This window comes from Desulfovibrio subterraneus, assembly GCF_013340285.1.
GTDB lineage: Bacteria > Desulfobacterota > Desulfovibrionia > Desulfovibrionales > Desulfovibrionaceae > Halodesulfovibrio > Halodesulfovibrio subterraneus.
Map to the genome: position 1 here is coordinate 555,665 of NZ_BLVO01000016.1, position 25,153 is coordinate 580,817.

Sequence of the window (25,153 nt, forward strand, 5' to 3'; positions counted from 1 at the left end):
TCATAAAACGGCTTTGATAGCCGGGACGATCGCGTAACAGTCGACCATCCATAATACCTCTTGCCCGTTCAGGCAACCATGAGGTAGAGGCGCGAGGCCGTAGAGGTCATTTTTTTATTCGTTTTAATGTACCGGAGTCCGCTTCGTGACCAGAAAGTATGCCGCAAAACCCGTCCGGAGCCCCAAGCGGACCGGCACTGCCGAATCTGCCCCGCAATCTTCCGCCCGTTCGTTCAGGCTTGTGTGCAAGCCGGACCAGCGCCCGCTTGTTGAAGATCTGCTCAGGGCGCAGGGCTATGACTTTGAACCGGAACCTTTTTCGGAATGGTGCCGCAGGCTCACTGTAGAGCCACGCCCGCTCGGTTCCAGCCTTGCCGCTTTTTTCGGGCTTATCTACATTCAGGACCGTTCTTCCATGCTGCCGCCGCTGGCCCTTAATCCTGTTGCGGGTAGTGCCGTGCTGGACATGTGCGCAAGCCCCGGCAGCAAGACGGGTTTTCTCGGCCAGCTTGTGGGGCCGGATGGCTTTGTCATGGGCAACGAGCCCAACCACGCCCGCCTTGCCACCCTGCGCCAGAATCTGTTCACCCTGAACCTGCTGCACTCTGCCACCTGCTCGTACGGTGGCGAGGCGCTGCCCCTGCCTTCCGGCATGTGGCAGCAGATTCAGCTGGACCCGCCGTGCAGCGGCTGGGGGACGGTTGAGCGGCACCCCGACGTGCTCAAGCTGTGGCAGGGGGACAAGGTTAAGCCCCTTGTGGGCATTCAACGTAAGCTTCTGGAAGAGGCAGAACGCCTGCTCGCACCGGGCGGGCGGGTGGTCTTTTCCACCTGCACCACCAACGTGCAGGAAAATGAGGAGCAGGTGCTGTGGGCAAAGGAAACGCTGGGGTTGGAAGTGGACCCCATTACGCCCTTTGCCGGATTCACCTTTGAGGCGCCCTATCTTGCAGGCTGCGAAGGCACCTTGCGGGTGGATTCTGAAGCCTCGGGCGCGCAGGGTTTCTATATCGCGGCCTTCCGCAAGCCGGCAACGGCTCCCGTGCGTGACGATGAGCAGGTGTATGAAACGGGGCTCGCGGCCGATATTCTGCCCCGCCACCATCTCACCATGCCCGGTGTGGACCCCGATCTGCTGCCGGAAGGCGAAATCGCCGTGGTGAATGAGCAGGCTATTTTTCTGCAGCAGTTCGCGCTGGACCATTTCCCCAGACAGTTCCGCTGGCGCGGGTTTTCCCTCGGCAAGGCAGCGGCCGGAGAAGTGCGTCCTTCCCCCCGCCTGCGCACCCTCATGCCGGACTACGCCGAGGGCAACGGCATAAACATGGACGAGCCCGCCCCCATTCAGGCCCTGCTCACCGGTCAGAGCCTTACCGTGGATACTACGGAAAAAGAGCTTGGCCTCTACTTCCGCGGCCTGCCGCTGGGCAGACTGCGCGTGAAGGGGAAGCGGGCCTTGTGGTCGGAGAAGTAGTACGCTTTTCATCGCTCCGGCCTGATATTGCCGCTGTTTGAAAATCGAACCGGCCCTGCGGAAATGTTCCGCAGGGCCGGTTTTTTACTATTCCGGAAGGAATCAGGAGGCGGGAGCCGGACAGCGGGAGTTAGCCCTCCGGGCTGCTATCATGGCTCAGGCAGCTCTTCCCCGTTAATCATCCACATACTGCGCCAGCACGTCGATGACCTTCTCGATGGGGTCCTTGCGGCCTTCGGGGGCATCGCGCAGCGCATCTATATGACAGCGCAGAATGTAGCGGCGCAGAATGAGCTTGCTGGCAGACTGCAGGGCAGAGCGGGCGGCGCGGACCTGCACGAGGATGTCCTCGCATTCCTTGCCGTCCTCGATCATGCGCTGGATGCCGCGAATCTGGCCTTCTATGCGTTTAAGCCGTTTCTGAACGTTCTGTTTGACGGCTTCCTGTTCCTTGTTCATTTCGACTTCGTTCATGGACACTCCTTGCAGGTGGTCGCTCTCGATTTCCTGTAGAGGGGAGAGCGAACGGGACACAGTGCAACTTTTTGAAAAAAGCTGCAACTCATACCCCGGAGACAGGAATTCGGCTGGTGACGGAATGCGGGATGCCCTTTCACGTTCTTTCACCGTGCCGCCGATACTGCCGCAACGTGTCCGGAACCGGATGCGCTTCTATTTCTTCATGTCTTTCATGCGTTTCATGTGCTGCTGCATAAGACCCTTGCGCGGGCCGACCTGTCTGGTACCGTTCAGATAGGGCATAACCTGATCATAAATGCGGTCACGATTATCCGGTACAAACAGGTTGGGGTAGTTGGTGCCGCCCTGCGATGTCATGGCAGCGAACACACGCTGGTAGTAGATGTCGTTCTTCAGGTCGGGCAGGGCGAATATGCCCAGACGTGCCGGAGCAAGGTAGCGCGGCACCTTCTGCCCGGGCTGGCCGCCGGAGAAGATGATGGACTGGTACGTGCCGTCTTTCATCATGTAGTTGTAGAACTTCTCGGCAGCAGCTGCGGTGGCGGGGGCCATGTCCTTGCGGGCGATATAGGCGTCACCCAGAATGACATTGCGGGTCACGGCCCCCACGGGCAGCGGAGAAATATACCACTCTGCAGGGCTGGCACCATACTGCATCAGGTACCACATGCTTTCGGAAAAGCCCTGCATGGCCGCATAGTCACCCTTGACCGTGCGCTCGAAAATGGGGGTGAAGTCGTTGTAATAGGTGCCGTCCACGCAGGGGTTTTTGCCGTTTTCTATGCACAGGTCGGAGGCCACGGCAACACTGCGGGCATTGACAGGTTCAACAGGTCCCACAATGGCGGGCAGCAGGTCACTGACCTGCGGGCGGAATTGCCCCCATGACTGCGTGTAGTAGAGCACGAGATAGGAATTGCCCGCATAGTTTCCGGCAAGCCCCGGGCCTTGCGGCTTGGCGGCGCGGATGCGGCGGTACATGTCCTTCACGCCCTGCGCCTCGGTGATGTTCTTGTCGCGGGAGATGAGAAAGTTGCCGCACAGCCAGTGGGGCACACCGTAGCGCACACCCTTGACCGTGGTGCCCTGTACGATGAGCGGATGCCAGTCGTCGCGGGTGAAGGTCTGGGGGCGAATCACACCCTCAAGGGCAAGGTCGCCCATCATGATGGTATCCGTCTCCACGATATGCGCACCGCCGCGGTCCGTGGGGTTGGTGAGCAGGCCCCGCAGGAAGGGGAGTTCATACATGTCGCCGACGGACGCCGTGACAAGCACAAGGTCGATATCGGGATTTTCCTTTTCAAACCCCTGCTCCACAATGGAGAGCATGGTGTCGAAGCTGCCCGGAATGTCGGGATAGGGAACCACTTTCAGCACCGTGCGTTGCGGACCTGCCACGGCACATGCGGCAAGCATGACAAGGCACAGGGCGGAGGCCATAACGGTTGATAAACGCCTAACCTGTTGTCTGAACGGCATGTCTCTCTCCTTGCGGGATGGATTGTTGCTGTATCCTTTAGTCTATATGGCAGGTTTTTGGCAAGGCGGTGCCTGAGAGATGGCCGGAAATGCGACGTCCGGCAGATGTCATCACCTGCCGGACGTCTGTGGCGCCGCTGAAGAGAGCGGAGGGTTATGGCCTGGAATCATGCGCCGGAGCATCGTGCTCCAGCACCTCGTAGCCGGTGAACATGGCCTTGATATGCGCTCCGACAGTGTGGCCGGTGGTGGTCATGTACACATGCACGATGACGAAGACGAGAAAGGCGAAAGCCCCAGCGGTATGCAGCAGGGCAACGGTCTGCAGTTCCCATCCCCAGCCCATCTGCGGCCACTGGTTGTAGAAGTAATACAGGTAGCCTGTGAGCATCTGGTAGGGAACGAGCAGAGAAACCAGCCCGAGGTAGGTAATGCGCTGCAGCGGGTTGTGTTTTACGCGTTCGGACTTGGGCACGGGGTGCGGTTCACCCTTGAATATGCCCACGCTGTAATAGCGGATGACTTCGAACATCTTCACGAAGGTGGGGACATAGTGCTTCCACTCGCCCGTTGTGAAGATCCAGAAGACGATGAAGGCGTAGAGAACGAACCAGGTCCACGCGCAGAAGTTGTGTACGGTGAAGGCGTCTTCGAATCCGAACAGGGAGTATGTGCCGTGTATTTCGAATCCCGTGACGAGCAGGGTGAGGATGAGCAGCCCCTGCGCCCAATGCCAGAACCGTTCAAACCGGGTGTAGAGATACAGTTTTCTTTCGGCCATGGTAGTTCTCCTATTCCTGCTTGCCGCGTGAGAGTGTGCGCAGCAGCCCGTGTCCCAGAACGCCTATGAGGGCGGCAAGGGTGCCGATCCAGCCTATTTTGTCCAGCATGCCGTTATGATCTCTGCCGGGCATGTAGAAGCCTTCCAGCGTAGCCAGCCTGCCTTCTCTTGCATGGCAGTCGCCGCAGTGCAGGGATTTTTCCTTGGGGGTCACCATGTGGGTGACGGGGTAATGGTATTCGGTGGAGACGAAGCCGTATTCCCCGCTGTAGGGAATGCCCGCAGCAGCCATGCCCGTGGCAATGGCCTTGTTCCAGTCGAAATTCTTCCAGTAGGCCGTGTCGTCCTTGCCGAAGAGATGCGGAATGGCAAGGGTGTTGTGCACTTTGTCATAGGGCTGCTTGCCGCGGTGGACGCGGATGGGGAAGATGCGGGCATTGGGATCGCTCCTGTCACCGAGCACCCTGTTCACCTTGACCACCTGCGTCGGGTTGATGGAGTCTGTGGCAAGCACGTAATCCATGCGCCCGTTATACCACATGTATTCCGGATCAACGTTGGTAGCCCAGACAAATGCGCCCTTCATGGAATCGTATACGGGCCTGTCATAGGCACCCATTATCTTGTAGGGCTTGCCTTCCTTCATGCGTCCGGCCTGCGACCAGTCCCACGAAATCTTGGTGGGCAGCACGCGGGCGTAGGCGGGAATGTGACAGGTCTGGCAGGCTACTCTGTCCGTATGGTCGTTGGCCTTGTGCCCTGCCTTGTGCGGCTTGTCCGTGTGGCACGATTCGCACGAGATGCGTTTGACAAGGTCGTTTTCGATAAGGCTTGTGCGCTCGGTATATGCGGGCTTCTTGTAACTGCGCCCTGCGATGAAGTGAGCTTCGGTCGTATGACATCGCTGGCAGGTGAAGTTTGCACCTTCCGCATTCATGTGCACGTCCAGATCGCGGCTGGGTTTGAGCATGGACGAATCAAGGTCGCCGTGCTTCACACCGTCACCGCCACCCCCGTAGAAATGGCAGTTGCCGCAGTTGTCACGGGCAGGCCGCGCCACCGAGGCTGCAACGACACGGTAGTCCGGCGGCACAAAGGTCTCCTTGCCGAAGGGGGTGGGTTCCTTCACCGGATAACCGGCCATGGTGGGGAATTTCTTGTAGGTGCCTGTGGAATCGTGGCAGACGAGACAGTCTACCCGTTCGGCGCTGGAAAAATCAAAGCTGGCATCCTTCCATCCGTATCCGGCGTGGCATGATGTGCAGCGTGGCTGGTTGGAATGCACGGATATGCAGAAATTGTTCAGGGTAAGACCGTTCTTGCCCATTTTGCGTTCCGTGTCTGCGGGGTCAATCCACATCCAGTGGATGGTTTTGTGTACCTGCATGGCCGCTTCGTTATGGCAGGTGAGGCAGGCTGCGGTCACTTCTTCCGGCGAGGTAAAGTCGCGTTGCAGGGCCTGATGCTTGCTGTGGTCTGCCGTTATCCAGCGTTTGGGCTGCTGCACGACCTTGCGCGCTTCTGCTGCGCCGTAAGTACGGTAGTCGTATTGCGCAGCCTGCGAAGAAGATTGCCAGATAATGCCTGCAACAAGACAGACCATAAGGCCGCCTGCGGCGTGAAGAAGGGAGCGTTTTCTGTGGCAGGTACTCATGAATTGCCTCCGCAATCTACAGTTGGAACATAAGTAAGTATTCACTCCTGTCAGATGGATGGTCAGAATCACTATACCCGGAAGAAGAAAAAATGTGCAATACCCCTGAAAGTTATCTACCTGTCCGGTCGGGTTGAGGGGGAGCTCCTGTGCAGGCTGGGATGGTGGAAATTCAGGGTGTTATGTTCCGGTCACGAACGCGGGGAGTGCTCCTCTGCTCCATGATTATTTCCGGAAAAAACAGGGGGTATGTGTTTTTCCCACTGCGGAAGCTGTTTTGTGTTGCCGGCCCGCTGCCTGCTGCCCGCAGCCTGTTGTCGGAGGTCGGGATTAGGCTGGCAAGATACTATGCCCGGGTATGCATGGCGTACGCGGGCGGGTCTTTCATTGAAACGTGCGCCCGATGTGCGGGCCGTGTGTAAACGTTGGGGCGGCAAAGCAAAACCGCCGTGATGCTGGGCATCACGGCGGTGAATTGCGTGGTATGGCCGGATTTCCCGGCGCGGGGCTATTCTTCCGAATCGTCGGAGGATTCGTTGTCCCCGCCGAGAGAGCGGGTGTAGCGGCAGCTCTTTTCCGGACAGGCAATATGCTTGCCGCGGGCTTTGGTGGTCTTGATGGTCAGCACCTTGGAATCGCACTGCGGGCAGGGTTCGTCCACGGGCCAGTCCCAGAGGGCGAAATCGCACTTGGGGTACTGGTTGCAGGAGTAGAATATCTTGCCACGCTTGGAGCTTTTTTCCACCAGCATGCCGGTTTCGCAGCGGGGGCATTTCACGCCCGTTGAGAACGGCTCGGTATGCTTGCAGTCGGGATAGCCGGAGCAGGCAATGAAGCGGCTGCCGGTGCGCGCCTTCTTAACTATGAGGTCTTTGCCGCACTCAGGGCAGGTGCCTGCCTTTTCGGGCTCTTCCTGCGGGCGTTCCACTATCTGGATGTTTCCGTCTTCATCGCGGGTGAAGTTCGTGGTGTTCTTGCAGTCCGGGTAGCCGGAGCAGGCAAGGAAGGTGCCTGCCTTGCCGAACTTGATGATCATGGGTTTGCCGCATTCGGAGCAGATCACTTCCGTGGTCAGGCCCTGTTTTACGGCTTCCATTTCCGACGAGGCTTTTTCCAGCGTGGGGTCAAAGTCCTTCACGAAGTCCTTGAGCAGGTCCACCCAGTTCTGTTCGCCTTCTGCAACCTTGTCGAGCGCGTCTTCCATCTGTGCGGTAAAGCCCACGTCCATGAGGGTGACAAAGTGCATGCTGAGTTTTTCGCATACAACGCGCCCAAGGTCTGTGGGTATGAAGTGCTTGTCTTCCAGCGAGGTGTAGTCGCGGTCGATGAGGGTGGAGATGATGGAGGCGTAGGTGGAAGGACGGCCGATGCCCTTTTCTTCCAGCTCACGCACCAGCGATGCTTCCGTATAGCGCGGGGGCGGCTGGGTGAACTTCTGTTCCTTTTCAAAATTGGTCAGCGAGACGAGCTGGCCCTCTTCCAGCTTGGGCAGCTCTTCGGTCTCGGTTCCCTTCTGCGGGGAAACAGCAAGAAAACCGGGAAAGAGCATGCGTTCGCCCTTGGCGCGCCATTGGGTGTTGGCTGCGGCCACGGTAACGGCGGTGTCGTGGAATTCGGCCGATGCCATCTGCGAGGCCACAAAGCGCTGCCAGATGAGCTTGTACAGGCTGTGCTGCTCACGGGGGAGCAGGTTGTGGACCATGTCAGGCGTCAGGCTCACATCAACGGGGCGGATGGCTTCATGCGCGTCCTGAGCCGCAGACTTGGTTTTGTAGAAGCGGGGCTTCTCAGGCAGATATTCCTTGCCGTACATGTCGCCGATGAGGGCAAGCGCGGCCTGCTGCGCCTCGTCCGCAATGCGCACGGAGTCGGTACGCATATAGGTGATGAGCGCCACGGTGCCCTGCTCGCCCAGTTCCACACCTTCGTACAGGCGCTGGGCAATGGACATGGTGCGCTTGGCGGAATAGCCGAGCCGCTGGCTGGCAAGCTGCTGCAGGGTGGATGTGATGAACGGCGGCTGGGGATGGCGCAGGCGCTTTTTCTCTTCCACCTTTTCAACCGTGAACTGCGTGTTGCTGTCCTTTACGGTTGCTTCGATGGCGGATGCGGTTTCAGCGTCGCCCACCACGGGCTTTTTGCCGTCCACCTTGTGCAGTTCAGCACGGAAGGGCGGCGGCGTGGCACCGGAAAGTTCCACGCGCAGTGTCCAGTATTCTTCCGCGGTAAAGGCGTGGCGTTCTGCCTCGCGGTCCACGATAAGGCGCAGCGCAACGGATTGCACACGCCCTGCGGAGATGCCTCGCTTCACCTTTTTCCAGAGCAGGGGGGAGAGTTTATACCCCACAAGGCGGTCCAGAACGCGGCGGGCCTGCTGTGCGTCGAAAAGGTTCTCGTTGAGCGGGCGGGGGTTCTCCAGTGCTTCACGCACTGCGCGGGCGGTGATTTCGTTGAACTGGATGCGGCTGATGTTCTGGTTTTCCTTTCTGATCAGCTCTGCCACGTGCCATGCAATGGCCTCGCCCTCGCGGTCGGGGTCGGGTGCGAGATAGACGTTGTCCGCGCTGGCTGCGGCATCGCGCAGTGCGTTAACAACTTTCTGCTTTCCCTGTATGACCTGATACTTGGGCTTGAAGTCCTTTGCTTCGTCCACGCCAAGGTCCTTGGTGGGCAGATCACGTACATGGCCCACGCTTGCGTGCACCATATAGTTGCGCCCGAGGAATTTCTTGATGGTTTTCACCTTGGCTGGTGATTCCACGATAATCAGGTCTTTGCCCATGGAATGTCCTGTCGTCCGTTGATGTTTCCCGGAGGCTTGCTTAGAGTCGCGCCGGAATGACGGTGTGTCGTTCCGGCTGCTGGAGTTGCTTTCCGGGCCGGAGGTGTTCATGATATAGAGAGTCGCAAGCGAGCTGCATGTTGTGCTGCATGTGTGCTGCATGTTGTGCTGCTTTGCTTCAGCTAGGGGAAAATACGACAAATGCCAACCTCGTCAAGTCACGTTTTCCCCGTTCCGAAACGGTGTTCCTCTATGTGGTCGCTAGATATAACAGGAAAATATGCAATGAGAAAAGCAATAATTCTCTGTGCTTGCCTTGCCAGTGCGGTCTTTCTTTCCGCCTGCGCCAAAGCGCCCTATACGGGGCGTAATCAACTTATGATTATTTCGCAGGAAGAGGAACTTGCGCTGGGCAAGCGCACTGCCAGTGACGTGCTGAAAAAGGAAAAGCGCGACACCACGAGCGAGAATTCCAAGGCTGTTGTCCGTGTGGGACGGAATATTGCGGCCGTGGCGGGGCGTGATGATTTTCAGTGGGAGTTTAATACCATACAGAAGGATGATACGCCGAACGCCTTCTGTCTGCCCGGCGGTAAGGTCTTCGTGTATACCGGCATATTCAAGTATATAAAGGATGATGCCGAGCTGGCTGCCGTTATGGGGCATGAAATAGGCCATGCCATTGCCCGCCACGGCGCGGAGCGCGTCTCCACGGCAATGGCGGCACAGACCGGCGCTGTGGTGGGCATGATCGCCCTTTCCGGTCAGGATATGTCGCCTGCTACCAAGGCTGCCATGGGCGCTGCCTTCGGCGTGGGCGTGAACGTGGGTGTTATTCTGCCGTTTTCGCGTATTCAGGAATATGAGGCGGACCGTGTGGGGCTCATCCTCATGGCCAAGGCGGGATACGATCCGCACGCGGCACTGAATTTCTGGAAGGCTTTTGCCCAGCAGCCGGGGAAGAAACCGCCGGAGTTTCTTTCCACCCACCCTGCATCGGAAAATCGCATACAGGCCATTAATGAGCTGATTCCCGAAGCCATGCAGTATTACAAGAAGCCGCAATAACCCGTCTATTCCGATATGAATCATCAAGGCCGCCCGAAAGGGTGGCCTTTCTGATTGGTGGTAAAGACATTTCTGATGTTTTTTGGCTCCGCCGGGCAGGAACCTGACGTTCCTGCACCTCGCACAAGCGATGCGAATCGGTTTTTAGACCTCAGCTCCGGCTTAACGGGAGTATGGTGTTCTTGAAGACGAGGGTTTGTCATTACGCATGAAGGCCGCCCGAAAGGGCGGCCTTAGCTGTTTCATAGAATAAAAAAAGGGAGGCGGAAAAACTCCGCCCCCCGGAAACGACGAAGCGGCTCAAAGTGCCACCTTTGAACCGCTGAAATTTTACGTCGCAAAGAAAGAAGGTAATTAGTCTATAGCAGAATGCGTGCCAAAGTTTAGGCGATGTTGTATTTTATATTTTTACTATGTAAAAACAATAGTTTGTGGCGATATGGAGAGGTGGCGATAATATGTGTGGTATGTACAAGATTTTTAACTGAACGCGCCGGAATCACCAGTCCACGTCGGCCGTGTTAAATAATTTGTACAACAGTGAATATGTATTTGTCCCTGAAATGAAAGGAAAAAATGTCAGATTGTCGCGTGTGCGGTTCAAGAGCCCGCTGTGCTTTTCGTTCGAGGGCGGATACGGCACGAAGTGACCAAAAAATTATACTTCGACTCGTGATGGTTCCGGGGGCAAACAGGTGGGGATGATAGGCATGTGGTGGCAGCAGTTGTGCTGAAGACCTGTGCACTGCAACGTGCTCTGCTGAAGCGCTCTTCCGAAGGAGGGCTGGATCTTTCTCTCAGAAACGACGAAGCGGTTCAAAGTGCCACCTTTGAACCGCTGAAATTTTACGTCGAAAAGAAAGAAGGTAATTAGTCTATAGCAGAATGCGTGCCAAATGCTGTGGCTTGAAAGGATGTTGCTGTATATCACGTTAAATCAATGTGTTGCAGGTTCTTGCAAAATGAATGCGGAAGGTGTGGCGAGTACAAAAAATTTGTTCAGGCTTGGCGGCAAGAGCTGTATCGGGAGGTGGTGTTCAGCTTTTTGTATCCCTGTGCGCTTTGCGCAACATGCTGATTATGCAGAGTATTGCGTTACATTCTGCTTTGCAGGGCGGCAGGCGGGCGGCCGGTAGCGATGTCCGGCATGGTTTACAGCAGGGGGATACAATATCTTGAACTCGTGCGGCGGGGCGGCCATGTATCGGGCAACGTAGATACGGCCAGACGCGGGAAGGAGGGCGGGTAATCTTTCTTGTATCAACGGCAACGAGCCGGACAATGCTATCTATTGTCCGGCTCGTTGCCGTTGGCAGAACTGCCGGATTTGGAGGTGCGCAATTTGAGCATGCTTACCTGACCAAATTGATTTTCTAGTGATTCGTCTCAGGCTGAGCCTGGGCAGAATCAGTGAGGTTGGAAGAGTTGTCTTCCTGTATGGAGTCATTCTGTACAGAATCGTCCTGCTCAGAGTCATTCGTCTCAGAGTCTTCCGGCGTGTTGCCGAATTCGTCCGAAGTGTCGTCAGAGGCTTTTTTCATCAGCTTTTTCTGAAGCTTCTCTTCTTTCTTTTTGTTTTTTGCCAGATCCTTCTGACGCTTTTCAAACTTGTAATTGCGTGGTGGCACTGGGGGACTCCTTAGTTGTGTATGGAGAGGGGAAAAGAAAAGCGCCCGCCTCGCAAAAGAGACGGGCGCCCGTTACCGATGCGGAAACCGCGAACGGAACTACCAGCGGCTACGCTGTTCGCGGGGCTTGGCTTCGTTAACCTTGAGGTTACGTCCGCCGAAATCGCGGCCATCGAGGTTGCGGATGGCTTCTTCAGCGCCGGCGTCGTCCATTTCTACGAAACCGAAACCACGAGCGCGGCCGGTTTCACGGTCTTCAACCAGATTAACGGAAGTTACGGTGCCGTATGCTTCAAAGGCAGCGCGAACTTCGCTTTCGGTAGCGGACCAGGAAAGATTGCCGACATAGAGCTTCTTAGACATGATGTGTTCCTTAGAGAGAAAAAAGTATATTGGTATGGTGCCCGTGCGCCATAATAAAAAAGGAGCAGCTCTATCAGTGCGTAGGCTGCTCCTTGATATTCCTGTTAATTCAAACCAGCGCTGGCAAACATAGTGCCGCGCCTCCACGGGTGCCGCTGGTGTGTGAGTCGAGACATTCTCCTGTTGAAGCAAATAAGTCAAGCGAAATTTTTAAAAAATGATTGTCTGGTGGATTGTGCTGCTGTGTTGCTGCAATATCGCGATTGGTTACTGTTGAGCAATGTGCTCATTCCGGTTTGTTTGAGTTCGCTGAAACTATCGCAGCCCCTCTAAACGACCAAACGGTCCAAGGTGCCACCCCTGAACCGCTGAAATTCTGATCGCAAAAGAAAGAAGATATGTATTCTTTAGCAATCGGTGTGCCAAATCGATCGCAAGGAGTGTTGGAAATAATATGTCGCAAATACAGTATGTTGATGTGGTGCCTGCTCGGGTCAGCAGTCTTCCGGTTCGTATAAATTATTAGACCGCATAATGTGCATAAGGGGGGGCTCCTGTAAGGCGTTCAAGTAATTATACGAAAGTCGATCAGTGTAATAATCTGTTATTACACTGCTTTTCTGGTTTGTGTGCGTGGTGGGCACGGTGAAGGGCATGCACGGAAGGGCGGATTGCCTGCGAGAGGCCACACAGACAAAAATATTGTACCGGAAAGAGCTCCATCGGCGGTAAGCCGGAAGCCATGCTCCGATCCGGCATACACCTCCCCTTTGCTTCAATCGGTAAAAGTATGATACCATAGAAAATATGTTATACCGGACACCAGAAAATCTGGTTGTCATACGGTTACAGGAGGGAGATTCATGCTGCGAGCCGCGATCATCATAGTCCTGCTGACATGTGTGCCTGCCATGGCAGGATCGCATCGTATTTCCGCCTTTGATATGGAGACAGCGCAGGCTCTCGGCCCCATCGTGAAGGAAGCTTACAGGCGAATTGGGGCAGATATCGAACTTGTGACATTGCCCGGAGAAAGGGCTCTGGTCATGGCAAACCGTGGTGATGTGGACGGCGAACTTGCCAGAGTGCCTCTGATTGGAGAGCTGTATCCCAATCTGTTGCCTGTTCCTGTTCCTCTCGGCAGCTATGATGGGGTGGTGTTTGCACACGACTTTGTTCCGCCTGTGCAGAGCTGGGAAGATCTGCGGAAGTACAGAATTGGTGTGGAGATAGGCGTAAAATTTGCTGAAACAGGCACAAAGGGCATGGATGTTGTTCTCTTTGGCGATCGCAGAAAGATGTTCGAGATGCTGGAGCTGGGCCGTATCGACGTGGTTGTGCATCTGCGTGAAACAGGTGAGGCGGAGCTGCGGGCACTTGGACTGAAGGACGTGCATGCACAGGAAAAGCCGCTGACCACGCTGGTAATGTATCATTATGTACACCGCAGGCACGCGGATATCATTCCTCAGCTTGCCAAGGCCTTGGAGGAAATGAAACAGGACGGCACCATGGAGGCTCTGCATCGTAAGGCCGGAGAACAACAGTGATATCAGGTACAATACAAAGGCCGGGCAGTGTTGCCGCCCGGTCCTTCAGGGTAATGATAAACCTTCGTTTTCAGTAAAACTTATATTCCTGTTAAGCCGGAACTTAGGTCCAAAAACGGATTCTCATCGCTTATACGAGGTGCAGGAACATTAGGTTCCTGCCCGGCGGAGCCAAAAAATACCAGAAATGACTTTGTCATCAATCTGAAGGGCCGGACGGTGTTACCGTCCGGCCCTTTTCTATCCATGCCTCGTGAGGGTGAGGCTTAGGCAATCCAGTCGTCGTCTTCCTCGATGGGAGCAAAGCCACGGCGCATGGTGTTTTCCGTCACGCAGCGGGGGTCCATGAACTGCAGCAGGTAATCGGGGCCGCCGGTCTTGGAGCCCACGCCGGACATCTTGAAGCCGCCGAAGGGCTGGCGTTCCACAAGCGCACCGGTGTTGTTGCGGTTCAGGTACAGGTTGCCCACGCGGAAGTCCTTGCGGGCCTTTTCCAGATGCTCGGGGCTTCTGGAGAATACGCCGCCGGTCAGCGCAAAGCGGGTGCCGTTGGCAATGTCTATGGCTTCATCGAAGTTCCTGGCCTTGATCACGGCCAGCACGGGGCCGAATATTTCTTCCTGTGCAATGCGGTGATGCGGCTGTATGTCACCCACAATGGTCATGGGCACGTATGCGCCTTCGGAAGGAATGTCGGTGCGCTTGAGCAGGATGGTGCCTTCCTGCTCGGCGATCTTGATGTAATCGTTCACATTTTTCTGCAGGGTCACATCGGCCACGGGGCCCATGTAGTTTGCGGGATCTTCAGAGGGGCCGATCTTCACGTCGCCCGCAGCCTGCACAAGGCGCTTCACGAAGCGGTCGTAAATGGGCTCCACAACGATAACGCGCGAGCAGGCGGAGCACTTCTGGCCCTGGAAGCCGAAGGCGGAATAGAGCACGTGCAACACTGCTTCATCAAGGTCGGCATCGTCATCGATGATGATGGCGTTCTTGCCGCCCATTTCAGCGATAACGCGCTTGCACTGCATCTGTCCGGGCTTGACCACGCTGGCCTTGTTCTGGATGCGCAGGCCCACTTCCATGGAGCCGGTGAAGCAGATCATGCTTACCTTGGGGTGCTCGATGAGGTAGTCGCCCATAACGGAACTGCGGCCGGGGCAGAAGTTGAACACGCCTGCGGGCAGCCCTGCTTCTCGGAAGACCTCGGTCAGGTTGTATCCCACGCGGGCGCTGATGGAGGAAGGCTTGAACACCACGGGGTTGCCCGTGACGATGGCGGCAGAGGCCATGCCGATGGAGATGGCGAAGGGGAAGTTCCACGGTGAAATGACCGCTGCAATGCCCTTGGGCTGATAGAACAGCTGGTTGTGTTCGCCGGGGGCGCGGCCCATGCGGCGCGGGCGGCCGAGGCGCAGCATTTCGCGGGCGTAGTATTCGAGGAAGTCGATGCCCTCGCCCACGTCGTGGAATGCCTGATCCCACTGCTTGCCCACTTCCAGAATCTGCCATGCGGAAAGCTCATACGCCTTCTTGCGAGCCACTTCGGCCGCCTTCATCAGATAGTTGGCGCGGTCTTCGGGCGATACGTCGCGCCACACATAGAAGGCACGTTCGGCGGCATCAAGGGCAAGGTCAATCTCGGCTACGCCAGCCTGACAGATGTCTGCAAGCTTTTCCGAGTAGTTGGCGGGGTTGGTGGTGGGGATGACATCATTGGTCATCACGTCCTTGCCGTCGATATACAGCGGAATCTTGCCGCCCATGCGGGAGCGGATGTCCTTGATGGCTGCGGGGAAGGCTGCGCGGGCTTCCGGAATGGTGAAGTCGATCATGGCATCGTTCACGAAGAGCGGAATGCCTTCCACCCCTTCGTGGAAACCGGCAGGCTTGGGCGCGGGCTTGGCGGCCAGCTCACGATCCAGCGTCTTCTGCGGGTTCTCCAGCAGGCGTTCCAGTTCCGCGCCGTCTGCAAAGCTCTGGCGCAGGAAGGATTCGTTGGCCGTGTTTTCCAGCAGGCGGCGCACAAGGTAGGCCATGCCGGGAATAAGGTCGCCGTAGGGGCAGTAAAGGCGCACGCGGCCGGCAACGTTCAGCAGCCCCTTGCGCACGGGTTCTGCCATGCCGTAGAGCACCTGGAATTCATAGCGGCTTTCGGCCACGTTCAGTTCGCGGGCCATTTCCATGATGGCGGATATGGTGCGGATGTTGTGCGAGGCGCAGGCAAAGTAGCAGATGTCGCTGTTTTCAAGAATCACGCGGGCAAGGCGCTCGTAGGCAATGTCGGATTCAGGCTTGTGAATCCACACCGGCACTTCCCAGCCGTTCTGCTTGGCAAGAACGGTTTCCATATCCCAGTATGCACCCTTGACCAGACGGATGGCGATGGGCAGGCGCTCGGTGCGCGCCCACTTGATGAGGTCCGCAAGGTCCTGATCGGTGCAGCGCAGGTATGCCTGCAGCACGATGGAAAGGTGGGGGTAATCGCGGAATTCCGGCATGGTGCGCAGGCGGCGGTACAGTTCCAGCGTGATTTCGCGGTACTTGAGCGCTTCCATGTCGATGCACAGAAAGCCCTTCATCGCGATAACCTTGCGGTATACGGGGATGAGGCGGTCTATGATGCCCTGCACGGAGCCTTCCACATCCACAGCCTTGGCCTGCGAGAACAGGGCGGAGGGCTTGATGGAGACGTTCACCTTGGGGGTGTAGCCCCAGTCAAGCGCGCTGTCGCCGCCCTTGCCGGGCAGTGCCTTCCACTTGTCCTGTTCCTTGGCAATGGCGTCGAGCACTTCAAGGTAGCCGTCGCGGTAGGCGTCTGCTTCTTCTTCGCTCACGGTGGCTTCGCCCAGCAGGTCAACGGTAAAGGCAAAGCCGTCCTTGCGCAGTTTGGCAAGGCCCTTTACCGCTTCCTTGGTTTCCTGCCCGACGATGAACTGGCGGCCCATGCCTTCGATGTTGGTGCGGATGGTCTTTTCGACAAGACCGGAAGTGAGCTTGCCGAGCAGGCCGTCGGCCTTGCCTGCGCCCCATTTGAGCACGGCAGGTACGTCCTGATCCTCACCGGAGAAATATTCGCGAATGTGGCGGGAAAGGGATTCGGACGTATTAAGGTAGGGGAACACGTCCACGAAGCGGAAGAGCTGAACCTTGAAGTCTTCATTCTTCATGGCCCAGTCCATTACCTTGCCGGTCCACCAACCCTTGTTGAATATGGACGGTGCTTCACCGCTGATGCTTTTGAAGAACTCTTTGCCGCGCCCGACGATGCGCGTATCAAGACCTGAATCCATCACGTCTCCTCCTTCGTTATCTCTTGCGGGGCGTTGGTGCTCCCGCCGAGCAATCTGTTCGCGTAGGGAAAACCGGTTCCTGCCGACAATGCCAGATATTGCGTCCTGACGCCATGGCCGCGGGAAGTCCTTGAAGAGAAGCGTGATGTCGATGCGGCAACACGCTTTGAACAGGTGTTTTCGTGCGGCAGACAACAATTCAGGCCAGCGGGCATAAAAATGCCGACTGTCGACATTTTCTGTAGCGTAGAAAATGCCGACTGTCGACATTTTCTAAATGAAATAGAAAATACCAATGATTTGTGATGGATGTGATGTGTGAAAAAGTGCCGCTTCAGGTGGCTGGAGTGCTGTTTTGCACGGCACACTGCAGAGGGCGTGAATGGTGCGGGATGGGGGGAGATCAGAGAGAGAACAGAATAAGAGCAGGGGGGAAGGCGTGGCAGGAGAAAACACGAAAAGCCACCGGTCTGAACGGCAACGCTGTACGAAATGCGGTTATACCCGCACAAGCGCTGCGTCAGGCAAGGCGGCTTTGCGTCTGCCTTTGAGCTGCAAGGCCAAAAAGCCAGTTATTTCATGCGATAGGTGATGCGTCCGCGCGTAAGGTCGTACGGTGAGAGTTCCACCTTCACAGAATCGCCGGGCAGAATGCGGATGTAGAACTTGCGCATCTTTCCGGAAATGTGGGCAAGCACATCCAACCCGTTTTCGAGGGTTACCCGAAACATCGCGTTGGGCAGGGCTTCCTGCACTACACCTGCCACCTCAATGGCATCTTCCTTGGCCATGCTTCCTCCATTCGACAATCAAATTGGGGGACGATAGCAATACACCGGTCAACGTGAGGCTTATAAGCAATCAGTGCGCCGGTACTCAGCTGGTTGTCCAACGCAATCGCATTTCCACAAAATGCACACCCTGTCAATACAACATGACTGCAAACTGCGCGGTTTGTGCATGATTACCCTATAGGTGCTGGTTCAATCTTCGGCCTGAGTGGAAAAGGTACATGCCCAGGGCGATCATGGGTAAACAGAGCAGCATGCCCATGGTGAGCCAGTTGAATGCGATGAAGCCGAGCTGCGCATCCGGCTCGCGGAAAAACTCAACAATGAACCGGAACGAGCCGTACAGGATGAGAAAAAGGCCGGAGACACAGCGCCTTGGCGGGCGCTTGCCGGAATAGACCCAGAGCATGGCGAACATGACCACGCCCTCAAGCGCGGCTTCGTAGAGCTGCGAGGGGTGTCTGGGGAAAGGACCGCCGCTGGGGAAGATCATGCCCACTTCGGCCGTGGTGTGGCGTCCCCACAGTTCGCCGTTTATGAAGTTGCCGAGCCGCCCGAAGAACAGGCCCGGAGGAACCAGCGGGGATGCAAAGTCGCCGATGTCGAATATGCTCAGCCCATGCTTGCGGGCAAAAATCCAGAAACAGGCGATAACGCCCACGAGCCCGCCATGGAAGGACATGCCGCCGTTCCATACCTGCAGCACCTGAGCCGGGTTTTCCATATAGTAGGCAAGGTCGTAAAAGAGGATGTAGCCCAGCCTGCCGCCCAGCACCACGCCGAGAATGCAGGTGGTGAGCATGTCGTCCACCATTTCTACCGTCCAGCCGGAACCGGGCTGTTTTGCACGGTGTCTGCCGAGCAGCCATGCGGCCAGAAAGCCGAGAAGATACATCAGCCCGTACCAGTGCACGGAAAGCGGGCCGACGGAAAAGGCAATCGGATCGAAATGTGGATAGGTGAGCATGGGACTCCTTGCAGGTTGAACTCCCGCCTGTGGTACTCTGTAGAAGCGTCTTCCGTCAACGCAGCGGGAGGAGTGAGAAAAAATGGCAAACACATTGCCGTAATACTGCAGACAGGCTACAGTAGTATCCCATACAGGTAGAATTTCCAGCGACTCGTATTTTCAACAATGAGGGGGTTCCATATGGATATCGCCAAGATTCTTCTTCCCGTGGACGGTTCCGAATCATCCGTACGCGCCGCACGCGAAGCGGCTGAGTGGGCCAAGATTTTCAAGTCGGATATCATTCTTCTGCACTGCAGCACGGTATTCCCCAATCTGAAGCTCAAGGGCGATTACGCCCGTGAGGTGGCAGAAAGCGCAAACAAGGCGCTCGGGCCTGCCCGTGATGTGCTGCAGGACAACGGCATACGCTATATGGAACGTGTTGTGGACGGTTCGCCGAGTGAAGAGATTGTTGGCATTGCCGAGCGTGAAAAGGTGGACATGATAGTCATGGCGCCGCGTGGCGTGAACCCGCTGCAGGGGCTGCTGCTTGGCAGCGTGACCGAACGGGTGCTTAAGACTGCGCCCTGTCGGGTGCTGGTCGCCCGCTAGTTTACAGTGAGGCACCCCCTGAAACTGCCGCAAGGCGGTTCAGGCTGCTGACGAAGGCATTATGAGTATTTTTTGGCTCCGCCGGGCAGGAACCTAACGTTCCTGCACCTCGTATAAGCGATGAAAATCTGTCTGTTGGATCTCAGTTCCGGCTTAACGGGAATGCGGTTTGATGCAAAACGAGGGCTTGTCATGAACTACAGCCGCCGCAAGGCGGCTTTTTCATGTTCATTGTCTGGCGGGAGTGCGCGGCATGGGGGGATAGGTGCAGCCGCTCTCGCAGCGTCTGCACTGCGGCATCGCCGTCATGCGCAAAATCCTCAAGCACGGGAACCGTGCAGAGCACCGGAATGCCGGACTGCTGCTCCACGGCTTCGATATTCTCAGCCACCATGGCCCAAGGCGTTTCTGCCTGCCGCGTCTGCACCATCACCACGCCCGCTATGTCCACGTTGCGACGGGTAAGCGCCTCCAGTGTAAGCAGGGTGTGATTGATTGTGCCAAGCCCTGCCCGTGCGGCCACTATGGCGCGTGCACCCGCCACGGGAATCAGGTCTGCCATGGTTACGGTGGGTGTTACCGGCACAAGTGCGCCGCCTGCCCCTTCAAAGACGATGCACTCCCGCGCTGCGGCCAATGCCTGTAAGGTGCTGAAAAGCAGGGTGGTATCCACCACCGTGCCAGCATCGCGTGCCGCAAAGAGCGGGGCCTTGGGCGCAGGATACAGCAGACCCACGGAGTGCACAGGGTCACAGCCTGCAAGGTCTGGGCAGTGGCGGTGCACAAAGAGCGCGTCGCTGTCGGCATCAAGCACGGTGTGGCAGCCGGTCTGCACGGGCTTGTAGTAGAAAGGCCGCTTTCCGGCTGCGAACAGGGCGCGCATGAGCAGCAGGGAGACCACGGTCTTGCCCATGCCGGTATCCGTGCCGGTGACGAAGAAATGTTGCGGAATCATGAGGCAGAAAGCTCCCCTGTCAGAGTATGCAGCGCCGTTGCAAGGCGCATGATGTCGTCTTCCGTATGCGCGGCCGTAAGGCTGATGCGCAGAATGGCCTGCCCTGCGGGAACGGTGGGGTGGCGCGCCGCGAAGACCAGCATGCCTTGCCGGCGCAGGGCGGCTGCCATGCGCGTGGCGCGGTTTTCTTCCCCCACCTCTACAGCAATGATGTGCGCATTGCCGTGCACGGGGCAGGGGTAGTCTGCCAGCAGAGTGTGCAGCAGTGCGCCAAGGCGGGCAAGGTGGGCGCGTTCTGCGTCCATGGTGGCAATGCGGTCCACTGCTGCAAGCGCACAGGCGGCAAAGGCCGGAGGCATGGCCGTGGAATAGATGACCGGCGCGGCAAAGTTGGTGAGAAATTCCTTGAAGCCTCGCGGCATGAGCACGAATGCCCCGAACAGCCCCAGCGCCTTGCCCAGCGTGCCGACCACGATGTCCGCCCCTTTGCGTGACCCCTTGCCAAGCTCCTTGCCCTGTCCCTTGCTCGGCCACTTGTGTTGGCCTTTATGCTGACCTTTACCCAGTCCGTTGGCCAATTCGTTGAACTGTACGGCTCTGTGGCTGGCCAGCCCGAGCCCGCCGGGGCCTAACGCGCCCACGGCATGGGCCTCATCCACTATGGTAAAGGCATCCGGTGCAGCGGCGTGCAGTGCAGGCAGATTCAGGGCGTCCCCATCCATGCTGAACAGGGATTCCGTGAGCACGGCCACGGCGGCATGGTAGGCAGGGGCGTTCTGTCTGTCAGATGCTTCGGTATTCGTGGGGGAGCCTGTCGTATTGTGTGCACGCAGCGCAGTATCACGGAGGAGCTGGGCATTCTCCCCGTCGAGATGACGCCGCAGTTTGCGTTGCAGCTGTGCAAGATCACCGTGGGCGTAGCCGCATAGATTCGGTCCGCCCTCAGCCGTGCCGAGTGCAGAGAGGGCATGTGCCATGCTGGCGTGAATGCGTTTGTCAAAGAATATGGCATCCGCATCGGTCAGCAGGCCGGTAATGACGGCCATGTTTGCCTGATAGCCGCTGGGGAAGAACAGGCATTCGTCGTAGCCGAAGCGGGCGGCAAAGGACGATTCCAGCAATTCGGTTTCCGCAAGATGTCCTGTGACCAGCCGTGATGACGAGGCGGAAGGAGCATGGGCCGCAAAGCAGTCCTGCACGGTGCGTTGCCATTGTGCACAGGTGCCGAGGCCGAGGTAGTCGTTGGAGCCGAAGTTCACATGGGAAATTCCGTTGATAACGATATGTGCGCCATGGCGGGCATCTATGCGCGGCGGGTTGCGGTGCAGCCCCGCAGTGCGCATGGATTCCAGCCGCAGGGCCAGCTTGCGGGAGAGAGCGGAATTGGTCATGGGCGTGCTCCGGCAAAGATGGATATGGGCGGTGTTCGGCCTGCCAGTGTGTGAAACAGGGCCTTGTAGTGCGGGCGCAGCACCTGTTCGGGAAAGCGTTCGGAATAGGGGAGGCTGGAAAGCAGCACTTCGCCCTGTGCTATGACAGCAGCGGGGTCACCTTCCCCCGTGAGCAGGCGGCAAACCACGGTGTATGATGCGCCGGAATCCGTTTCGCCTGTGCGGGTGGCTGTGCAGACAATGGTGCCGGTGAGCAGTATGCGGAATTCTCCATTTTGCTCTTCTGTTTCAATGGGTTGATGTGTGCTGCTTGATTCGGAAAGCTGCACATCCCGCATGCCCAGCAGAAAGACATGACGCTCAAAGCGGAGCGTAACCCGCAGATGCATGGCCGCGCACTGGGCCATGCATTCCAGCGCAAGATAAGCAGGCGCAGATTGCATAGTGGTATGCGTGGTCATGCTGTCGCCGGTTACGCCGCTGTATCCGGTAATGCCGTCCAGCAGCACAAAGCGCGAAACGCCGCCTTGAACCACGTGTTCGGCTTGCGTTTCTGCATGGCAATGTGCCGTGTTCAATGCCGGAGTCGTCATCTATTGCCTCCTGCCGTTCGGGTGGCGTGCCGGTTCATCATGGTTGTTCACGGAGTCTGACTGAACGCCCGAATGCAACCTGACCAGCAGGGCCGCGTTCTGTCCGCCGAATCCGAAGTTCTGCAACAGCAGGGTTTCGGGATGCTTTGTCTGTGCGGACTGCCCGACGTGCTCGGTCTGCCTGATGTGCTCTGGATGCCTGACGAGGTTTGTCTGTCCGGCAAACCGCAGGCGCGCCTCAGGCGAAACAAGGTTGCGTACAGGCGGCACCACGCCATGGGGCAGTGTGGCAAGACAGAAGGCCAGTTCCAACGCGCCGCAGGCAACTGCCCCGTGTCCAATCCATGATTTGGGAGCCAGAATGAGCGGGCCGTTCGGAAGCGGGGCGGGCGGTTCATGTCCGGCAGATTGCAGGGATTGTTCTTCTGGAAGGTCAGGAGGGTAGGTGCCAAACACCCGTTCCAGTAATCGCCCCTCCGCTGTGTCATTAAGCGGGGTGGATGTGCCGTGGGCTGATATCATATCCACAGCCTGCGGCGTCAGGCCTGCTTCCCGCAGGGCAGTGCGAACCGCCAGTTCGGCAAAGTGGCCGTCCGGTTCCGGTGCGGTCATGGCGTGGCCGTCCAGCGAGTTGCCGTAGCCGAGCACTTCGGCAAGGATGCGCGCCCCGCGTTGCAGCGCGTGGTCGCGTTCTTCCAACAGGAACATGGCTCCGCCTTCCGCAGGCACAAAGCCGCAGCGCTGCGCATCAAAGGGGCGGCTTGCGGCTTCGGCAGGCAGGTCCGGATTGTCGCACAGGGCGGATGCCTTGCGGTAGCCCAGCAGGCCACCGGAGCTGAGGCGCGAATCTCCTCCGCCTGCCAGCGCCATGTCCTGATAGCCGTCGCGTATGGCGCGAAAGGCCGTGCCCAGTGCCATGAGCGAGGCGGCGCAGGCCGTGCCAAATGTGGCATTTTCGCCATGCAGCCCGAGCCGCTGGGCAATGGCGGAGGCGGCAGTGTTGGGCAGGTAGCGCAGCAGCCACAGGGCGGAAAGGTCCGCATGATCCAGATCGCCGGGAGCATGAGCGGTTGGCGGGGCTCCTTCGGAAGCCGCGAGGCTTGAGGCCCCGTATTCAGATGCGCCCGCCGCACGCGGAAAATCAGCGGCAATATCCAGATTGGGACCTGTGCCGAGATAGAGGCCTGTCTCGGCGGGCAGGCCATGCGGGGTGGTGTGTCCCATGGCGTCTTCCAGCGCACGCACTGCGGCGGCAAGGGCAAACTGCGCCCCGCGGGAAAGGTACTTGGTGTGCTTCCATCGGCCTGCGTAGTCCGCACAGTTGAAGTCCGGCACGGGAGATTCCGCCACCTCGGGCATGATGGCGGAACGGCGGAACGCAGTGCGCTGGGTCAGCACGCTGTGGCGGATGGCGCTTGCCGAATCACCCAGCGGCGTGACGCAGCCCATGCCGGTTATGACAACGCGGTGTTTCATGGAGTAACGGAGTGGAGTCTCATTGTTTGGCGATGTGATGCTGCATGGCGGGCGACCGTTTCAAGGGGGCGCAGGGTATGCCGGACTATTTATTTCTTCAGCGCATGCCGCACATAGGCCGCAATATCGCCGATGCGCAGCACGGGGCGGGCGTTGGTGCTGGCGGCAAGGTCGTCCAGCATGGCTGCTAGCCGTTCTTCGGTCAGGTGCGGGTAGACTGTGCGCAAATGGGTTATGCGCTGGTCGCGGCGGGCATGCGGCAGATTTGATTGATTGCCCGTGAACTGTTCTCCGCCCAACTGTTCTTCGTTCGTGTCTTCGGCCTGACTGTCGGCGTGCGCAATATGCACGCGCAGGTCTTTCAGAAAGGCCACGCTGTCCTGCATGCGGATGCCGAAGTGCCTGCCCATGCCTATGCTGTATTCCAGCAGGTCTATGGATTCGGTATCCAGATCGCGGAACACGTAGGTTTCCGCCGTGAGGGTGGCGGCGTCCAGATCGAGCACTTCGGCGATGACGGTGCAGACACCGTGCAGTATAGGGTCGTGAGTCATGGGGATCCTTTGCGTTATTTGCAGGCTGTCAGGCCGCCGTCCATGGTGATGGTGGTGGCGTTTATGCCCGTGGCGGCATCGCTGAGCAGCCAGTGCAGGGTGGCGGCCACTTCCTGCGCTGTCAGGGCGCGCCGGAGGGGGATGTTGTGCAGGGCTTCCGGATGCGCGGCCAGATACTGCGCGCCGCGTCCCGCATCCACATAGCCAGCCCTGAGCATGGCAGTGGTTATGCCGCGTGGGGCCAGCTCCACGCCGATGCTGCGATACAGCGCTTCTGCCGCGCTTTTGGCGGCGGCATAGAAGCCCTGCCCCGCATTGGGCATGCCCGCTGCGGTGGAAGAAAGATAGACAAGACGCCCCGCAACGGCGGGTTTGCTGCCGCCGTTCGCGGACGTGTGCTTTTCGGGATGGTGGGCGTGGCGTCCAGGCTGTCCACGGAGTGCAGGGCGTGCAGCCAGCATGGCGCGGGTCAGGCTGTGCAGAATATGATTGCGGGCGCTGATGGCGGCGGCAAAGTAGGCGGCAGCCTCATCCGGCTCCGTGGCGGCAATGAGTCCTTCCAGATGCGGGTGCATGCAGTCCGCAACGCGGGTCGGCGTTCCTCCTTCCATAATCCGCATCAGGCCGTTTTCGACAGATGCCTGATTTTCGAGTGTAAGCGGAAGGATGCGCAGCCTGTCATCCTGTTCCTGCGACAGGCCGAGGGTGTTTCGCAGCGCAGGCACGCGGTGCTCCGCGCTGACGGTAATGGTCACGCTCTGCCCTTCATCCAATAGAAGACGCGCGAGGTGCTGCCCTATGGCGCAGCCGCCGCCCAGAATGCAGGCATGATCAGTCATGGGCGTGTGCCTCCTCTCTGTTCTTCCTGACATTGTGCGCAGGCATGTCGTTCTGCCGTGAACATCGTTCGCTCTGGCGGGCAGGGCTTGCCGCCAGTTCGCCCGTTGCCAGCGGTTTGCCTGCGTTCCCGATTTCATCAGTGCGCGTCAGCGTGCAGCCCAGGCCGTATTCGGTCGGCGTTAGGGTGAAGGCATACGTGCCGGGGGTGACAAAGTGCCGGAAGCGGAATGCGCGGATGCCGCTGACCTGCCAGCCTCTGCGCGTTGCCTCCTGCCGGAAGGCATGGATGATCAGCGTTCCCGGCACCACGGGGGCATGCGGAAAGTGGTCCGCATAGATGGGATCATATGCGGGAAAGGTGAATCTTCCGTGCCATGCAGGCTGGTCGGGGCTGTAGGGGTTGGGGGCGCGCATCATGTTCGTGGTTTGGCAAT

General features: G+C 58.0%; 22 protein-coding genes. 5 read left to right on the plus strand and 17 right to left on the minus strand.

Translation table 11 applies throughout. The annotated features are described in order from the left end of the window. Positions 1-241 precede the first annotated feature (241 nt). On the plus strand, positions 242-1,474 hold the full coding sequence (locus HUV30_RS16690; RefSeq protein WP_243452245.1) for an RsmB/NOP family class I SAM-dependent RNA methyltransferase: 1,233 nt from the start codon (positions 242-244) through the stop codon (positions 1,472-1,474). A gap of 174 nt (positions 1,475-1,648) precedes the next feature. Here HUV30_RS16690 and HUV30_RS16695 read toward each other — a convergent pair whose 3' ends face one another. The 5 genes from HUV30_RS16695 to topA all read right to left on the minus strand — a co-directional run bounded on the left by HUV30_RS16695 (position 1,649) and on the right by topA (position 8,653). After that, on the minus strand, positions 1,649-1,948 hold the full coding sequence (locus HUV30_RS16695) for a metal-sensitive transcriptional regulator (RefSeq protein WP_174406638.1): 300 nt from the start codon (positions 1,946-1,948) through the stop codon (positions 1,649-1,651). A 198-nt stretch (positions 1,949-2,146) separates the two neighbouring features. Further along, positions 2,147-3,436: a type 2 periplasmic-binding domain-containing protein gene (locus HUV30_RS16700; protein ID WP_174406639.1), complete on the minus strand. Its 1,290-nt coding sequence runs from the start codon at positions 3,434-3,436 to the stop codon at positions 2,147-2,149. Between the two features lie 154 nt (positions 3,437-3,590). After that, a complete protein-coding gene (locus HUV30_RS16705; RefSeq protein ID WP_174406640.1) occupies positions 3,591-4,217 on the minus strand; it encodes a cytochrome b/b6 domain-containing protein in 627 nt (208 codons plus the stop codon). A gap of 10 nt (positions 4,218-4,227) precedes the next feature. After that, on the minus strand, positions 4,228-5,820 hold the full coding sequence (locus HUV30_RS16710) for a tetrathionate reductase family octaheme c-type cytochrome (protein WP_174406951.1): 1,593 nt from the start codon (positions 5,818-5,820) through the stop codon (positions 4,228-4,230). Positions 5,821-6,379: 559 nt separating this feature from the next. Beyond that, on the minus strand, positions 6,380-8,653 hold the full coding sequence (gene topA / locus HUV30_RS16715; RefSeq protein WP_174406641.1) for a type I DNA topoisomerase: 2,274 nt from the start codon (positions 8,651-8,653) through the stop codon (positions 6,380-6,382). Between the two features lie 285 nt (positions 8,654-8,938). On the opposite strand from topA, the gene HUV30_RS16720 reads away from it, so the two are divergent. Together HUV30_RS16720 and HUV30_RS16725 are read left to right on the plus strand one after the other, a co-directional pair. Then, positions 8,939-9,721 carry a M48 family metallopeptidase gene (locus HUV30_RS16720; RefSeq protein WP_174406642.1) on the plus strand — a complete coding sequence of 261 codons (783 nt, stop codon included), beginning with the start codon at positions 8,939-8,941 and terminating at the stop codon, positions 9,719-9,721. A gap of 712 nt (positions 9,722-10,433) precedes the next feature. Continuing rightward, on the plus strand, positions 10,434-10,595 hold the full coding sequence (locus tag HUV30_RS16725) for a hypothetical protein (RefSeq protein WP_174406643.1): 162 nt from the start codon (positions 10,434-10,436) through the stop codon (positions 10,593-10,595). Between the two features lie 499 nt (positions 10,596-11,094). Here the strand turns inward: HUV30_RS16725 and HUV30_RS16730 are convergent, their stop codons facing one another. After that, complete coding sequence (locus tag HUV30_RS16730) at positions 11,095-11,349, minus strand: hypothetical protein (RefSeq protein ID WP_174406214.1); 255 nt, start codon at positions 11,347-11,349, stop codon at positions 11,095-11,097. 99 nt (positions 11,350-11,448) lie between these two features. Then, on the minus strand, positions 11,449-11,712 hold the full coding sequence (gene rbp, locus HUV30_RS16735) for an RNA-binding regulator (RefSeq protein WP_174406644.1): 264 nt from the start codon (positions 11,710-11,712) through the stop codon (positions 11,449-11,451). A gap of 863 nt (positions 11,713-12,575) precedes the next feature. On the opposite strand from rbp, the gene HUV30_RS16740 reads away from it, so the two are divergent. Next, positions 12,576-13,262, plus strand: a complete 687-nt coding sequence (locus HUV30_RS16740; RefSeq protein WP_174406645.1) for a substrate-binding periplasmic protein — start codon at positions 12,576-12,578, stop codon at positions 13,260-13,262. Positions 13,263-13,528: 266 nt separating this feature from the next. Here HUV30_RS16740 and HUV30_RS16745 read toward each other — a convergent pair whose 3' ends face one another. The 3 genes from HUV30_RS16745 to lgt form a co-directional block, all read right to left on the minus strand. Then, positions 13,529-16,555 carry a proline dehydrogenase family protein gene (locus HUV30_RS16745; RefSeq protein ID WP_174406952.1) on the minus strand — a complete coding sequence of 1,009 codons (3,027 nt, stop codon included), beginning with the start codon at positions 16,553-16,555 and terminating at the stop codon, positions 13,529-13,531. Positions 16,556-17,127: 572 nt separating this feature from the next. Then, entirely contained in the window at positions 17,128-17,346 is a 219-nt protein-coding gene (infA, locus tag HUV30_RS16750; protein ID WP_174406646.1) for a translation initiation factor IF-1, read from the minus strand. 178 nt (positions 17,347-17,524) lie between these two features. Continuing rightward, complete coding sequence (gene lgt, locus HUV30_RS16755) at positions 17,525-18,313, minus strand: prolipoprotein diacylglyceryl transferase (RefSeq protein ID WP_174406647.1); 789 nt, start codon at positions 18,311-18,313, stop codon at positions 17,525-17,527. A gap of 183 nt (positions 18,314-18,496) precedes the next feature. Here lgt and HUV30_RS16760 point away from each other — a divergent pair, with 183 nt between their 5' ends. Next, positions 18,497-18,910, plus strand: a complete 414-nt coding sequence (locus HUV30_RS16760; RefSeq protein WP_174406648.1) for a universal stress protein — start codon at positions 18,497-18,499, stop codon at positions 18,908-18,910. Between the two features lie 190 nt (positions 18,911-19,100). Here the strand turns inward: HUV30_RS16760 and bioD are convergent, their stop codons facing one another. The 7 genes from bioD to HUV30_RS16795 all read right to left on the minus strand — a co-directional run bounded on the left by bioD (position 19,101) and on the right by HUV30_RS16795 (position 25,136). Continuing rightward, positions 19,101-19,865 (minus strand): dethiobiotin synthase, encoded by a 765-nt coding sequence (bioD, locus tag HUV30_RS16765; protein WP_174406649.1) that lies wholly within the window; start codon positions 19,863-19,865, stop codon positions 19,101-19,103. Further along, positions 19,862-21,256 carry an aminotransferase class I/II-fold pyridoxal phosphate-dependent enzyme gene (locus HUV30_RS16770; protein ID WP_174406650.1) on the minus strand — a complete coding sequence of 465 codons (1,395 nt, stop codon included), beginning with the start codon at positions 21,254-21,256 and terminating at the stop codon, positions 19,862-19,864. The genes bioD and HUV30_RS16770 overlap by 4 nt, the downstream gene beginning before the upstream one ends. Next, the gene (locus tag HUV30_RS16775; protein WP_174406651.1) at positions 21,253-21,849 is read right to left on the minus strand and encodes a hypothetical protein; all 597 of its coding nucleotides are present in this window, start codon (positions 21,847-21,849) and stop codon (positions 21,253-21,255) included. Before HUV30_RS16775 ends, HUV30_RS16770 begins: the two co-directional genes overlap by 4 nt. Next, complete coding sequence (locus tag HUV30_RS16780) at positions 21,850-23,325, minus strand: beta-ketoacyl-[acyl-carrier-protein] synthase family protein (protein WP_174406652.1); 1,476 nt, start codon at positions 23,323-23,325, stop codon at positions 21,850-21,852. 89 nt (positions 23,326-23,414) lie between these two features. Continuing rightward, complete coding sequence (locus HUV30_RS16785; protein WP_174406653.1) at positions 23,415-23,879, minus strand: acyl carrier protein; 465 nt, start codon at positions 23,877-23,879, stop codon at positions 23,415-23,417. Between the two features lie 14 nt (positions 23,880-23,893). Then, positions 23,894-24,718 (minus strand): SDR family oxidoreductase, encoded by an 825-nt coding sequence (locus HUV30_RS16790; RefSeq protein ID WP_174406654.1) that lies wholly within the window; start codon positions 24,716-24,718, stop codon positions 23,894-23,896. Then, positions 24,711-25,136 carry an ApeI family dehydratase gene (locus tag HUV30_RS16795; RefSeq protein ID WP_174406655.1) on the minus strand — a complete coding sequence of 142 codons (426 nt, stop codon included), beginning with the start codon at positions 25,134-25,136 and terminating at the stop codon, positions 24,711-24,713. Before HUV30_RS16795 ends, HUV30_RS16790 begins: the two co-directional genes overlap by 8 nt. Positions 25,137-25,153: the final 17 nt, after the last annotated feature.